Raw genomic sequence first — 13,837 nt, forward strand, 5'->3', positions numbered from 1 at the left:
TTGGCGTCAAAAGATAATTATGCTCTTAAATGCGCGATTTATTTGCGGTCTGGACCTTCAAGTTGTCTAATTCAAGGAACCAAAAGCATCAATCAGGCGTTTCCCTTTCAATAAATGAAAAGGAGATCCACAATGCTTTATTATGCTCTCGTATTTCTTGTAGTTGCTCTGGTCGCAGGCGCTCTGGGCTTCGGTGGTATCGCCGGTGCATCAGCGGGTATTGCGCAGATACTATTCTTCGTATTCCTTGCGCTACTCGTTATATCTCTCATCGCGTCGGCCATCCGCAAGGCATAAAAGCGCAAGTTTTTGACTTGGACAAATATCGTGAAAAGTCGCGCCGTTGTATAGCCTCAGCCAACGGCGCGATTATTTATATTAAAGATAATCAGAACCCATTGAGCTCAATGTCTGTCCATTCTCATTTTTATCAGCCAAGTTTTTGTCATTCACCCAGCTATTTTCAATCTACAACGCATGGTAATTGAGGCATTCATGACCGCGTTAACCCCATCCCCCCTTAAAGAAACAGAGCCTGATGCAGCACGTCTACGCGCATTGCTGGGTGCTGTGCGCAATAGCAATATCTGCGTACTCTATCAGACGCTCGATATGCTCTATGCATGGGGTGAGAATATTCCAAGCTATTGGCAGGAAAAATGGAAAGCGGGCGGAAACGATTGCGATTTTATTTTCTCCACTTCGATGTCAAGACTGGAACACGCAAAGCGCACCGCAATTGATACAGGTACAGCGCAGAATGTTGAACTCGCCATCAATGATGGCGATAAGCTTCGTTGGATCGATTTCCACATCGACTGCGACCGTGATTCCAGTGGCGAGATCATTGGCCTGGTTACGACAGCACTCGAAATAAGTGAGCTAAAACGCCGCGAGCAAGTTTTAAAGACGCTTTTGCGCGAGGTCAGCCATCGCTCGAAAAATCTTCTCGCCATTGTGCAGAGCATCGCAACGCAAACAGCGCGCTTCACTGATTCTGTCGATGATTTTCTTCTCAAGTTCCGCGGACGCATCCAGTCGCTGTCCCATTCACAGGATCTGGTTACAGATTCCAACTGGCACGGTGCATTGTTTCTGGACCTCGTTCATTCGCAGATAGAAAAATATATCGACATCAATGACGAACGACTAACCGTTGAAAGCGATAATCCCTACCTGTTTCCGGGGGCAGCCCTTCATGTCGGCCTCGCATTGCATGAGCTGATCATCAACGCGACATCCTTTGGGGGGCTGTCTATCCCCTATGGACGCGTAATCATTTCTGCAAAAATCCTCCAGACAGACACAGGCGAAGATGAGCTGGTCTTTCACTGGGAAGAGACAAATCCAGCCATGCCGGAAGTCTTTCAGCACGATCCGCGCTTCGGCAGTGCAGTTTTGCAGCGCATTGTGCCGTCAGCCGTGAATGGTAAGGCGGAATATCGCGTTGATGGAGCAGGCGCAGTCTATTCCCTGCGCGTCCCAGCAGAACAATTTGACGGTTAGAGCTTGCTTCTTTCTGAACGAATGAAATCGATACTATCCGTCTTTATACTTCCGAAATGATCTGATCTTACTTCGTTGAAACAAAATCATAAAAGAAAAGCCGTCATGGTTTTGACCACAACGGCTTTACTTGAAAATGCGGAACGCCAGCGACATAACGGGGGCGTCTGTGCGGCATTCTCGCTACCAACTCCGAACGGGGAGATCGAAGTCAGCTGATGAAGACCATTTGCGGGGGCATATCACAGTCTTCTAAACCAATAACGATGATCGAAAACTTTGGTTCCATCAGGTTTCAATTTTTTTACAATAAAGTTCGAGACGGTGATGCACAATCTTATAGCCCAGCGACCGGGCGATTTCTTCCTGCAGTTTTTCAATTTTCTCTGAACTGAATTCGACAACCTCACCTGAATCCATATCGATAATATGGTCGTGATGTGCACCGCTTGCCTGCTCAAAGCGCGATGGGCCGCCGGCAAAGGCATGGCGATGGATAGCGCCAAGCTCTTCTAGAAGCTTCATCGTCCGATAAACGGTCGACAGAGAAATGCTATTATCAATTTTAACCGCACGCCGAAAAATTTCCAGCGCATCGGGATGATCTTCCGTTTCGGTCAATATGTTGAGGATGATGCGACGCGGCCGCGTGATGCGGATACCGGCCTGCCTCAATTCCTGCTCATAATCGGGTTTCTTGTGCGATTCACTCATGGTGCAATTATGCACCCACAACGCCCCAGTTGCAAATATTCGCAACTGGAAAGGAGAACATCTCCCCAAGGCATTTTGAATTCTGGTACGCCCAAGGGGAATCGAACCCCTGTTTGCGCCGTGAGAGGGCGAATGTCAAGAATTTCACTTTTCACCATTGACCGTCACTACCCTGTTTGAACCCTTTTTGTTTTTCTTGTGTTCCGGATATCTATAATTTAACGTCGTAGTTGACCGTCACTATGCGCGGTTGCTTATTAGACGGTTATTAGACGACTTTTGGAAACACATGTCCAAGACGCTTCAAGAATCTTCGCTTACAACGCCGAACGCTCGTAAGGGATTGCCGATAGGCAACCACTGGCGAAGTGTTAGTGCCGAAGTTCATCTTGGATAACTATCTCATTCCGGTTGGCCGCAGCAATGGCATCACGGTTTATCGCATCGACAACCCGCATCATGAGCGAGTTCAGATGCATATTCCGGAATTGGAAGAACGCCAGCGCGAAATTAAAGCCGATCAGAATGTACGCAATAGGCCGCAATCCAGCATGGCAAATAATGCCCACCTTGAGCCTGCAAGGGTGGCAGAAGTTGCCCACCCTGAAAATGACAAGGACGGCAATATATGCCCACCAAGGTGGGCAGAAAATGCCACCAATTACCTTTAAGGAATACCTTACAGGATTACCTGTAATAAACGGCTATGAAGTGAGCGACGGTTCTCCAGTTATGGGTGACGTTGAGGGGGAGCGAAGCGCGCAAATAAAAAGCGCTGTAGCAAGCTCCCCCGACTTCCCGGCAAAGAAAAAAAACGGGTATGCACTCGCAGCAAACGGCGAAGATGAAAACACGCCTTTTGCGGTTCCAGCATCACAGCAGGAGGCCAATAAATTTTTAGCGACCGTGTTCGGCTCAGATTTGAGAAGATTGCATGAGCGCGTGCTGGACGGGTGCCGTAGACGCCTGATGAATGGTTTGCTCACACCGGCGTTTGTTCGTGCGCGTATCGATACACTGGAAAAGTCGCAGCCAGCTTTCTGAGGTGCTTCCCATGCTCGACAAGCTGCTGCCCGGCCACGTTAATGCATTGAACCATTCTGTTTTACGATTATTGTGATTGTGAAGGTCTTGAAACCGATAGATTGGTAACTAAATCGAAACCGTCATTCCAACATTTAACGTTCGATCAAATGGAGGTTTCGATGAGCGACCGTTTGTTTGACAGTCCTGTTTTTGTGAAGGACGGCCCTTACCTTGTTCGAGAAATTGCCAGCATCGGGGATGCTTTAGATTTTCTTTATGAATGGCCCGAATACGACCGTGGCCTCATTTATGAAACCGCTTGGAAAGCGTGCTGCGATAGCCACGATGGCATCAAACCAGTGGAAGCAGTAGAGAGCGCCATTCGAGGTTTCGCCAAGAAGACCGGAATTCTCGAAGAACCAGAAGTCGCGCTTCCATGGATGAAGGGCAAAAAATCAGGAGGCGGCCTAGTTCAGGCTTGAAGACGCATCATGATTTGGTTTCTAATAATTGAAGCGGCTATTCTTGCTGCACTATCTTATGTGTTAGCTTTTATCGGCTGGAAAGAGATCCGGTATTAAATGAACCACCGACGAAAACTATAATACCCTTTATAAACCAGACCCCGGCCTCATCGCCGGGGTTTTTTGTTTTGGCTTGGTTTTCCAATTGCTCTTCAGACCTAACAAGCGTTAGGCTCATGTCTGTTCGCTTTAAAGGAATTTTAGGAGGGCGGAATATGTCCACAATCACTAGGTTCGCTTTAATTGTCTTGGCTGGCTCATTGTTCATATACCCGGCTACCGCAGCAGTGGATTGCACAGGAGTAGATCAAGCACTAACGAAAGAGCGAAAGACTGAATACGCGAAACTTATCTCTGAAAGCCTCAAAGAAAAGGTCAAACCAGCCAAGGTCGAAGTTGACAGTTTTATGCAGTCGGGTGACTGGACTGTAGTTTATGCCTCAACGCCTGTGGCCGACCCCGGCTATTTTTTCTTTGACAACTCCTCCGGCAAGCAGACGTTTAAAGATGTCTGGGGCGGTATGGCTGATGACGGCGATGGATCTCAGCTGGTGAAATTTGCGAAGGACCTCGGAGCCAACGAGAAAATCGCGATTTGTTTTTCGAAGGTGGTCATGAGCGATTAATCATTTGCAATAATCTGGAAGCCCTTTCTGCGAGGAGCAATGCCGGAAGGCATACACCGGCAAGGCCGTTTCGAGGTGATGCCTGTTGTCTTATGTTGACATCAAAATCATTTTTCACTCCGCTTCGCTTAGGAAACTCACCTCACTGGGCACGATATTGCCTAATCACGATTACCCAAGCGCAATCCTAGAACGACGGCGATATAACCGAGAACAATACTCAGCGCCAAATAGAGCAACGCTGACATCATTCCGGCTGTCGATCCTGACATGAGGACATATGCCCCGTAAACAAAGCTGGAGAAGGTCGAAAGCCCGCCCATTATGCCAGTCGCTACCAATGTGTTGACGCCTTGGCTGAGCGTGCCTTTCTGATAAAGGCTGGTCGTAAGTCCGAGCAGAAAAGAGGCGACGACGTTAGCGACGAGGATTGACATCGGAATGCCGTCTGAAAGGTTTGGGACGCCCAACATTAGAAATTCACGGAGCATGGCACCCACAGCGCCGCCGACGAAAACGAATATGATTGTATTAATCATCGCGACACCCTCACCCTATCCAGCTTGCTAACAAGCCACCGAATGCTGCTGCGGCCAAACCGGCAAAAACAGATCCGAAAAGATACACGATTGCTAGGCTTTGGTATCGCTCCCGCGCCAGCTTCACTGCATCGAGCTGCATCGAACTGAATGTTGTGTATCCGCCGAGAAAGCCGGTTAGAATGCCAGCTTTCAAGATATCGCCAAATCGCTCATACCACTCGACGGAAAACAACACCGACAGAAAACCTATGGCAAAAGCGCCTGTCACGTTGATCAAGAATGTTCCAAGCGGGAATTTCCCCTGATAGCTTTCGCCAGCCAGTTTACCAACCCACCACCGAAACACCGAGCCAAGCCCGCCTCCGAGACCGACCCAAAGTATATCCAACGGCTGCATATGAACCCCTCATCGCCAATCTAGTTAGTAGTAACTAGATTTGGACCGCAGGCAAGATGCTAGCAAAGGTCTCCTGAATTTTAAGGAGGGGGACGCATAGTTTTATGCAGACCCACGTTCGATCTAAGCCGAAACCCATAAACTTGTGCTTGACCACCCGGCACCCCTCTGCCAGCTTGTGGCAATTAGGTGTCGATAATGAATAACTTTCCGATTGTTGCGACGGTTTTATCGTTGGTGCTAGGCCTATCGGTAACGCGCCTTCTACTGGGATTGGTAACAGTTTTTCGTATCCGTAGAACATCACCTGTGGACTGGGTGCCGCTGGCTTGGAGCGGTGTCTTATTTATTGTTCAGTTGGAATATTGGTGGGCGATTAATCAGCTACCGACACTTCGCCCGACATACCGATTCACCGATTTTGTTTTCATCGTATTGATGACGCTAATGCTGTTTTTAACAGCAGCGTTGATACTTCCTAGCCGGAGCGAAGATGAAACAGTAAGCCTTCGGATATATTTCGAGAAAGATGGACGATTTGCGCTTCTGTCATTTACAGGCTTTTTACTGTTCGCCTTCGTATTAAATGTTGTCTTTCTAAATAGTCCAATAAACGGTGTATGGGCACTCACCGACATCCCAATGATTGTTCTGCCAGTGCTGGCGTTCTTAACTCGTCAGCGAAAACACTATGCACTAATTACAGCTTTTTATTTGCCCCTAACTTTACTTGATGTTTGGATTTCGCTTTTAGGCTGAAACTTGTATCTGTCGCACTGACCTGTACTAGGGCGACATTTTCACTATTATGCACACTTTTAACAACTTGCGGGAAAGTACGGGGTTAGATGGGCCTTTTCATAAAGATAATTGGAATACTCGCATTGATACCCGGCGCGACAATTCTTGTATTTGGTGTCGCGACAACTGGCACTGACAGGCTTGTTCTCCTGTCTTGCGGGATTAGCTTGTGCTTATCCGGCTTGGTGTTGATCTGCCTTGGCATCGTTATAGAGCATCTCTACGATATGAAAAAAACGCACGAGCGCCTCATCAAGCTTTTGGAAGAACGCAAATAAATCGAAAAGCTAAAAAGCCAAAGGCAGGATGCAGTCGCATTGAGTATTGCGGACGCAGTTAGGGCCATGTTGTAAATCAGCAATCATGAGCGCCGGACGCACAAGAGACGCAGGCCGGACGTATCGCTCAAATCTGACGGATCAAACATTCCCCAGTGGAGAAAGCCGGTCAAACCCAGCCATGCCACATGAACATGGTGCAGCACTGTCTTTCATGTCCAAAGGTCAGCAGCTCTCGAGCCGCTTGTGTGACGGTTTAATGCGGAAGAATTGCATTAATTTGGGTCACCATATCATTTAGCTGAATGCGCAACTCCGCATCCTGCTCTTCTCGTTCGTGGTCGGATAGACCAGAACGTGCATGAATTTTAGCCTTAACCTCATCGATCTTAGCTTTGATGTGCTCAATCTCAGATTTGATGACGTGTGACATTGTCTATCCCTTAATGTGATTGGTGAATCTGAACCTACACAATTGATTGACGGAAGCAAATAATTCGGTGCCAGCCACATCGTCACCTAATGACATAGGGAAGACTGGTTATATGCGGGGCATGCGTCAAGCCAAGCTATCAAGCCATATTTTATTGGGTTGTCTTCCTGCCCGGCTGCAAACCACGTTCGGTATTGCCCCAAGTAGGGTCAATGCCATGGTAAGCGTCATATGCTCGTTTGGAAAGAACCACGAGTAGTATTGCACCGCATATGACGCAGAGTATGGTCAAGAACTTCCGAGAAGGGGCTCTGTTAGGCACTCCATATCTCCAGTGATGCAAGGATTATCGATTAACTTGCATTTGTGGAGGTGAATATATGTTTAATATATCGAATGCGGTCACAATGACTGTACTAACGAGCCTGTCGCGATTGCCCAAGTTAGGTAAATTCCAGCTACTGCCGATGAAATGTAGATTGATCTTTTGAGTAACGTATCCATCCGGGGCGTTTAGACAGACTGCCATTAAACAGCAATACAAAAATAAATAAAACCACAGTTTAGCCTCGCTCACGCGGGGCTTTTTGCTCTTTCAGCAACAAAATCGAGGAAATCACATGAAGCTGTTCCGAAGTCTGTTCTTCGGCTGCGCTGCTATGCTCGCGGCTGTTCTTTGCATGAGTGCACCGGCATCGGCTGTTGATTGCAGTCCAGGCGTGTTTCAGATCCACTCAGTCAGTTATGATTATGTCGTGCCTGACGTTTTAAATTGCTGGCCAAACCTGCGCTGCCAATTAAGGTTTAGCGCAGGTGCTCATATCCATTTTTTGACAGAGAGTGACTATTCAGATGGCACCGGACATGAAAGGTCGCCTTCTTCGCATCTCAAATAGTCGGATAGTTGATTGTTGCGTTCTGAAGTTAGTTGGGTCCTGCACATTACAACCATCATTGGGTATATGCTTCCGCCAGCGGTTCCTGATGCCGCAAAATCACATTCAGCATCTCTAAATTTTATCCATGCACGCTGTGAAGATATCAAGAGTTTCTTCGTGTCTGGATCGTCAGCGAGCCGCTGCTCAATTTTTTTGTAGGTTCCGTTTAGTAGCTTATCAATTTTAACTAATTCATCACTGGCACATTGGTTCATCGTGACTTGATCGTCGGCCTTATCACAGTCGACTGCTGCAAGTGTTGGTAATGACCATAATGCTGCTGTCATCGCAGTTAAAGTAAATAGCTTCATTCCCGCCTCCCCTTTTTCGGGAGTAAACCTTGACCCACACATTAAATCAAGAGGGTCGCGGATGACCGAAAAGTTTCCCGCTCTCTCTGCGTGTATCCTCCTTGCCTCATGCGCATTACCTTACGAGCGTCACTGCTCATTCAACGATTATCTGACAAAGACGTGGTGTAAGTGATGAGTGATGAAGCCTCGTCAGTAGGAAGGCCAGCAATATTCCGTCAGGAACTGGCTGATCAGATATGCGAGCGTATTGCAGACGGGGATAGCTTGCGGACCATTTGCGCATATGAAAGCTTCCCGTCTCGCACTACGGTTTTCAAGTGGTTATCACACAGCGCTGAATTTGTGGACCAATACGCACGCGCACGCGAGGCTTCACCGATTAATCTGACATCACTACGCGAGAGAAACCTGGAGAAGGTATATCCAATTATGGAGACAACCCTACGCGCAGTTAAGGCGCATTCACTAAAAACTGAGACTTTCGCGATTGGGCATTAATGACAGATTGTCGCAGAAAGCTTTTCCAGACCGCCGTATCAGACGACAATGAGTGCTTTCCTAGAAACCGCTTATTTGACGGTTATTAGACAACTTTCTGCGTAACCGATCTAAGTGATTGATTTTATTGGTACGCCCAAGGGGAATCGAACCCCTGTTTGCGCCGTGAGAGGGCGCCGTCCTAACCGCTAGACGATGGGCGCAGAATGCTAATGCTGTTATAGGATTGGCAATCCCAAAACACAATGGCAGCGATAACAACTGAAAAGGGCGGGAAAAAACCGCCCTCATCACAAACTATTCGACGTTGCCGAGCTTTATACGACCGAGAATACGCGATTCACGATAGTCATAAATTATGAGTTCCGTACCGCCATCAGGCAGCAGGGTTTCCAGCGAGAGCTGATCGCCCGACAGACTTTGTGATAACAGACGTGTGCCAGGCGCAAGATCAATCTGTGATTCAATAAGCTTTGGCGGCTCCGGTTTAACCGGCAGTGGTGCAACCAGTCCCGGAATCTCTGAACGTGCAGCTTCAGTCTCTGTTGTATCGGGCGCACGATTGATCTTGTAGACAACTGCGACAAGCACAGCCATAAGACCAATCAACATAACACCAATGGAAACCGCAAGCAGACGGATCATCTTGCGACGGACTTTCTCCATCGCTGGATCAAGCGGGGGTTCCGGCTGTTGTTGGTCCGGGTAATAGCCCTGCTGATAGTCCTGATAGCCAGAATCCTGTTGATTCTGATATCTCGGATAGTGTGGATCCTGCATTAAATGACTCCGGTTCATGCACCCGCGTGGGCGCGTGATAACGAAGGGAAGAGACAATTGAAAGAACTAATTACCGACACGGATGCTGCAGGCAAAAGATTAGACCAGTGGCTGGCCGCAGCATTGGGGCCGGAACTCTCCCGCAGTCGCGTCCAGTCCCTGATTGCTGATGGCCATGTAACCATCGATGATGTTCCTGCCAGCGGTGCTAAGCAAAAGCTGCGCGGGGGCATGAAGATTGCCATCGTGCTGCCAGAGCCTGAACCAGCGGAGCCGCAAGGCGAGAACATTCCACTCGACATTCTCTATGAAGACGATGATCTCATCGTCATCAACAAACCCGCAGGTCTTGTTGTCCATCCGGGCAACGGCAACTGGACGGGAACACTGGTCAATGCCCTCATACATCATTGTGGCGATAGCTTGTCAGGGATAGGCGGCGTTCGGCGTCCGGGTATCGTCCATCGTCTTGACAAAGACACCAGCGGCGTGATGGTGGTTGCGAAGAATGACCTTTCTCACCGCCATCTAAGCGACCAATTTGCTGACCATGGCCGCACCGGCGATCTGGAACGCGCCTATCTCGCAGTTGTGTGGGGTATGACTGAGCGTCCACAAGGCGTGATTGACGCACATCTTGGCCGCTCGCATCGCGACCGCACCAAGCAGGCTGTCGTAAAAGCAGAGCGTGAAGATGCACGTCACGCCGTCACCCATTATACGACGATTGAAAAATTCGCGCCGCAGGAAGATGCCACATCGCTTGCGTCACTGGTTGAATGCCGCCTTGAGACGGGCCGCACCCATCAGATTCGTGTTCATATGGCCCATATCGGCCACCCACTGGTGGGCGACATGGATTATGGTGGCTCGTACAAGACCAAAGCCAACAAGCTGCCAGAACCGCTGAAAGACGCCGTAAACGGCTTTCACCGTCAGGCATTGCATGCATGGTTGCTCGCCTTCACGCACCCCACAACCGAAGAACTCATGCGCTTTGAAGCCGAAATGCCCAAAGATATGGAGCATCTTCTGGAAAATTTCCGTCAGCACTCTAAATGAAACTGTAAATAATACAGGCTCTGAAACAGCCAGCAGATATGCAAATCTCCGCTGGCGTTCACATTCTAGTGACACATTGTTTCATGAGTTTAAAGATCGTGTTTTCGCCAAAATCATGCCTATATATGTAAGTTCGCGCAGGAAGTGCAGGAGGCAGCCAGCGCGACAGGTTCGCCAGAAGGGAGCCTGAATCTATAAAGGAGGGTGCTCTATGGCCCACGTTAATTTACCCAGCATTACTTCCGGTGACGGCGGCCTTACCCGTTATCTGGAAGAAATTCGCCGCTTTCCAATGCTTCAGCCGCAGGAAGAGTACATGCTGGCGAAGCGTTATCATGAACATACGGACCCAAAAGCCGCACATAAGCTTGTGACCAGCCATTTGCGTCTCGTGGCAAAAATTGCCATGGGTTATCGCGGTTATGGCCTGCCGATCGGGGAAGTCATTTCCGAAGGCAATGTCGGCCTGATGCAGGCAGTTAAACGCTTTGAACCGGAACGCGGTTTCCGTCTTGCCACCTATGCAATGTGGTGGATCAAGGCTTCGATCCAGGAATATATCCTGCGTTCGTGGAGCCTTGTGAAAATGGGAACGACCGCCAATCAAAAGCGCCTGTTTTTCAATCTCCGCAAGATGAAGAGCAAGATTCAGGCGCTTGATGACGGCGATCTCAATCCCGATCAGGTCAAGCAGATCGCGACCAAGCTGCAGGTCAGTGAAGCCGAAGTAGTTTCCATGAACCGCCGACTTTCTGGCGACGCCTCACTGAACGCGCCTTTGCGCGCAGCCGAAGGTGAATCGGGCGAATGGCAGGACTGGCTTGTCGATGACAGCAGCAGCCAGGAGCAGATTCTGATCGAACAGGATGAGCTGGAAAGCCGTCGCTCTTTGCTTGAACAGGCGATGGATACGCTCAACGAACGCGAACGTCGCATTTTTCAGGCTAGGCGCTTGTCGGAAGACCCGATGACGCTGGAAGACCTTTCCGGTGAGTTCGGTATCAGCCGCGAACGCGTGCGCCAGATTGAAGTGCGCGCTTTTGAAAAGGTGCAGGCCGCAGTGAAGGCTGCTGCCTACAAACAGCAGAAAGCGTTGAACCATGTCGAGGATGCGCACGCTTAAATCTTACATGTTTGGATTTTACTGCCGCAGATGGATCACACCATTTTGCGGCAGTTTGGTTTCTGTCATCCAATCGATAAAAATCCGTCAAATAACTGTAATGGAATGGCTTTAGGCAACTGGACGTATTTCACCAAAACCTGAAGGTCTCCCAATGAAAAAGCTCCTGCTTGCCGCAGCCCTCGCCCTCACCGCTGCGACTGCCGTTTCTGCGTCTGAATATGTCTCATACCTTGACTATCCTCAGAAGGAGCAAGACGGCAAAGAATTCTACACCGCGATTGAAATTCCTCAGGGCAGCTTCACCAAATACGAAATCGACGACAAGACCGGCCACATCATCGTTGACCGCTACCAGTCGATGCCCGTGATCTATCCTGCGAATTACGGCTCGATCACCAGCACGCTTGCTGGCGACGGCGATCCGCTTGACGCGCTCGTCTATACCCGTGAGCCGATCGTTCCAGGTGCAATCATCAAGGTTCGTCCGATCGGCGTGCTGAAGATGATCGATGGCGGCGAACAAGACGACAAGATTGTTGCTGTGCCAACCTCGAAAATCGACCCAACTTATGACGATATCAAGGAACTGTCCGATCTGCCAAAGATCGAACTCCAGCGCCTTAAAGCCTTCTTCCGCGTTTACAAGCAGCTTCCAGAAGGCCGTAAGGTCGTAGAGCTAAACGGTTTCGACAGTGTTGAAACAGCGCAGAACGAAGTCGCGAAGGCGATTAAGGCTTTCTCTGAAAAGAAGTAATCAAGGCATGTGCCTCTAAACGAAAAAGGCCGCTTGAAGCGGCCTTTTTTGATTCTTGTTTTTAAAAGTTTTAGCTTGCGCCCAGAACGTCATTAAAGACCTTTTCGCCAGCCACGCCTTTTTCAAGGCTGATCAGAGCGCGACGGCCATTACGATAAGAAACCGGAATATCGATCCATTGCAGACGGCGCATCAGCGAAAGATTGGTATCCTGCGCGGTCTTCGCATCGTTGAGCCAGATGATGAAAAAATTATCCGCAATCTTGGAAGGCACCGCAATCAGCGGATTGCCTGCAGCCTGTTCGGTGTCCTTGAACGTGATGCGCTGAACATTATCAACCACACCACCTGAAAAATTCTCAGGCACCGTAAACACCATCTCGATCAGATGACTGGCTGGAATTGACTGATCCGTATTCTTGCGGATCGTCATTTTCAGATCAAGATTGCTCTCGGGCATCGAGACGGTTGCTCGAATGGCAGGTGCTGCCGGTTCACCTTCGCTTGGGCTTTCTTCAATCTCGGACCAAACCACATTGCCGCGCTCAACCGAGCCGGTTTCCGTGCCGCCACGCTCTTCGTAAAGAAGCGCCTGCTGACCAACGGCCACAGCCTGCTGCGTCGGATTTTGCGTGTTGGTCTGCTCAGTGGTTGGGGTGGAAGCCGCGAGCGACTTGCCTTCGCCAATGCCAGCATCACCGCCCGATGGGCCATCATCGACTTCACTGCCATCCGGCATGAGACGCTGCGTCATCTTTTGTTCTTCAGAGGATGGCTGTTGCGCGCTCTGCGGTTGCTCAGTTGCCGCCGGAGGCGTCTCCGGCTGGGTGGTCGTATCACCAGTTGCAGGCGCATCGCTGCGGCCAAGGCTGGACGCCATTTCCTGCAACTTATCTTTATTACTCCAGACGACATAGCCGCCTGCGCCAACAGCCAGAAGCGCAATCAGCCCAATGATCGGTGCCGTGTAGGAACGCTTTGCCTTTGGGCGATCAACATCGGTATATTCTGTGCGGCGAGAATAGGTCTGCTCATCCGAACCATCCCGGTCACGTTCCACGGCCCAGTCGTCATGACGGCGGGAATAGACGGGCGCGTCCTCACGTTCATCATCAGCATGATTGTCGGAGGCGCGGCGGTCCGTTGAAACCGGAGCCTCATCATCATAGGAAGGTGACGCGGATGAACGCGTTGATTCGTGCAGAAAATCTTCCAGCGCATCGGTCTGCGGCTCTTCAACCACAGGCGCGTGAGCTGGCGGAGCGTAAAATGCCTCTACTTCTTCAATAGCATCTTCAAGAATTTTGCGCTGGCGAACAGCAACAGCCTGCGAGGCATTTGCCGTCACAAGCTTCTGTTCAATCGTTCCGCGTGCCTTTGCATAGACACGCTGGCGCAGCTCAGGCGATTTGTCTGCCTGCGCGTCGATTGTCTTTTTCAGAACCGCTACAAAATCCGCCATGCCGCCTTACCCAGTTTCCGCAAGTTCGAAATGCAGTAAATGTCTCAATAATCACA

17 protein-coding genes, 1 tRNA gene and 1 pseudogene are annotated in these 13,837 nt (G+C 49.7%); 11 read left to right on the forward strand and 8 right to left on the reverse strand.

Annotated elements, in window-relative coordinates; all coding sequences use genetic code 11:
- The first annotated feature begins 132 nt into the window (after positions 1-132).
- Together CEV31_RS03135 and CEV31_RS03140 are read left to right on the forward strand one after the other, a co-directional pair.
- The gene (locus CEV31_RS03135; protein WP_006473348.1) at positions 133-297 is read left to right on the forward strand and encodes a DUF1328 domain-containing protein; all 165 of its coding nucleotides are present in this window, start codon (positions 133-135) and stop codon (positions 295-297) included.
- Between the two features lie 198 nt (positions 298-495).
- Positions 496-1,506, forward strand: a complete 1,011-nt coding sequence (locus tag CEV31_RS03140) for a sensor histidine kinase (RefSeq protein WP_094505601.1) — start codon at positions 496-498, stop codon at positions 1,504-1,506.
- A 288-nt stretch (positions 1,507-1,794) separates the two neighbouring features.
- On the opposite strand, the gene CEV31_RS03145 is transcribed toward CEV31_RS03140, so the two are convergent.
- The gene (locus CEV31_RS03145; RefSeq protein WP_094505444.1) at positions 1,795-2,220 is read right to left on the reverse strand and encodes a transcriptional repressor; all 426 of its coding nucleotides are present in this window, start codon (positions 2,218-2,220) and stop codon (positions 1,795-1,797) included.
- Positions 2,221-2,618: 398 nt separating this feature from the next.
- On the opposite strand from CEV31_RS03145, the pseudogene CEV31_RS03150 reads away from it, so the two are divergent.
- The 4 genes and pseudogenes from CEV31_RS03150 to CEV31_RS03165 form a co-directional block, all read left to right on the forward strand.
- Positions 2,619-2,917: pseudogene (locus CEV31_RS03150) on the forward strand (hypothetical protein); the annotation flags it as partial.
- Positions 2,872-3,264 (forward strand): hypothetical protein, encoded by a 393-nt coding sequence (locus CEV31_RS03155; RefSeq protein WP_094505445.1) that lies wholly within the window; start codon positions 2,872-2,874, stop codon positions 3,262-3,264. The pseudogene CEV31_RS03150 and the gene CEV31_RS03155, both read left to right, overlap by 46 nt.
- 161 nt (positions 3,265-3,425) lie before the next feature.
- Positions 3,426-3,728 carry a DUF982 domain-containing protein gene (locus tag CEV31_RS03160; RefSeq protein ID WP_094505602.1) on the forward strand — a complete coding sequence of 101 codons (303 nt, stop codon included), beginning with the start codon at positions 3,426-3,428 and terminating at the stop codon, positions 3,726-3,728.
- 257 nt (positions 3,729-3,985) lie between these two features.
- A complete protein-coding gene (locus CEV31_RS03165) occupies positions 3,986-4,396 on the forward strand; it encodes a hypothetical protein (RefSeq protein ID WP_094505603.1) in 411 nt (136 codons plus the stop codon).
- A gap of 161 nt (positions 4,397-4,557) precedes the next feature.
- On the opposite strand, the gene CEV31_RS03170 is transcribed toward CEV31_RS03165, so the two are convergent.
- Complete coding sequence (locus CEV31_RS03170; RefSeq protein WP_094505446.1) at positions 4,558-4,935, reverse strand: CrcB family protein; 378 nt, start codon at positions 4,933-4,935, stop codon at positions 4,558-4,560.
- Positions 4,936-4,945: 10 nt separating this feature from the next.
- Positions 4,946-5,335: a fluoride efflux transporter CrcB gene (gene crcB, locus CEV31_RS03175; protein ID WP_094505447.1), complete on the reverse strand. Its 390-nt coding sequence runs from the start codon at positions 5,333-5,335 to the stop codon at positions 4,946-4,948.
- Positions 5,336-5,533: 198 nt separating this feature from the next.
- Between crcB and CEV31_RS03180 the strand changes: the two genes are divergently transcribed.
- On the forward strand, positions 5,534-6,094 hold the full coding sequence (locus tag CEV31_RS03180; RefSeq protein ID WP_094505448.1) for a hypothetical protein: 561 nt from the start codon (positions 5,534-5,536) through the stop codon (positions 6,092-6,094).
- A gap of 576 nt (positions 6,095-6,670) precedes the next feature.
- Here CEV31_RS03180 and CEV31_RS21030 read toward each other — a convergent pair.
- A complete protein-coding gene (locus tag CEV31_RS21030) occupies positions 6,671-6,847 on the reverse strand; it encodes a hypothetical protein (RefSeq protein ID WP_169717304.1) in 177 nt (58 codons plus the stop codon).
- Between the two features lie 844 nt (positions 6,848-7,691).
- Entirely contained in the window at positions 7,692-8,096 is a 405-nt protein-coding gene (locus CEV31_RS03190) for a lysozyme inhibitor LprI family protein (RefSeq protein WP_094505604.1), read from the reverse strand.
- 174 nt (positions 8,097-8,270) lie between these two features.
- Between CEV31_RS03190 and CEV31_RS21480 the strand changes: the two genes are divergently transcribed.
- Positions 8,271-8,597, forward strand: coding sequence for a terminase small subunit-like protein (locus tag CEV31_RS21480; protein WP_094505450.1), 327 nt, complete (start codon positions 8,271-8,273; stop codon positions 8,595-8,597).
- Positions 8,598-8,725: 128 nt separating this feature from the next.
- On the opposite strand, the gene CEV31_RS03200 is transcribed toward CEV31_RS21480, so the two are convergent.
- Positions 8,726-8,800, reverse strand: a tRNA-Glu gene (locus CEV31_RS03200).
- Between the two features lie 94 nt (positions 8,801-8,894).
- Positions 8,895-9,377, reverse strand: a complete 483-nt coding sequence (locus CEV31_RS03205) for a hypothetical protein (RefSeq protein WP_094505451.1) — start codon at positions 9,375-9,377, stop codon at positions 8,895-8,897.
- 3 nt (positions 9,378-9,380) lie between these two features.
- On the opposite strand from CEV31_RS03205, the gene CEV31_RS03210 reads away from it, so the two are divergent.
- The 3 genes from CEV31_RS03210 (at position 9,381) to CEV31_RS03220 (ending at position 12,319) form a co-directional block, all read left to right on the forward strand.
- Positions 9,381-10,439 carry an RluA family pseudouridine synthase gene (locus CEV31_RS03210; protein WP_210190872.1) on the forward strand — a complete coding sequence of 353 codons (1,059 nt, stop codon included), beginning with the start codon at positions 9,381-9,383 and terminating at the stop codon, positions 10,437-10,439.
- A gap of 211 nt (positions 10,440-10,650) precedes the next feature.
- Complete coding sequence (gene rpoH, locus CEV31_RS03215; protein ID WP_094505452.1) at positions 10,651-11,562, forward strand: RNA polymerase sigma factor RpoH; 912 nt, start codon at positions 10,651-10,653, stop codon at positions 11,560-11,562.
- Positions 11,563-11,716: 154 nt separating this feature from the next.
- The gene (locus CEV31_RS03220; protein WP_094505453.1) at positions 11,717-12,319 is read left to right on the forward strand and encodes an inorganic diphosphatase; all 603 of its coding nucleotides are present in this window, start codon (positions 11,717-11,719) and stop codon (positions 12,317-12,319) included.
- 70 nt (positions 12,320-12,389) lie between these two features.
- On the opposite strand, the gene CEV31_RS03225 is transcribed toward CEV31_RS03220, so the two are convergent.
- Positions 12,390-13,781: a transcriptional regulator gene (locus CEV31_RS03225; protein WP_094505454.1), complete on the reverse strand. Its 1,392-nt coding sequence runs from the start codon at positions 13,779-13,781 to the stop codon at positions 12,390-12,392.
- Between the last annotated feature and the right edge of the window lie 56 nt (positions 13,782-13,837).

The sequence above is a fragment of the Brucella thiophenivorans genome (assembly GCF_002252445.1).
GTDB classification, from domain to species: Bacteria; Pseudomonadota; Alphaproteobacteria; order Rhizobiales; family Rhizobiaceae; genus Brucella; species Brucella thiophenivorans.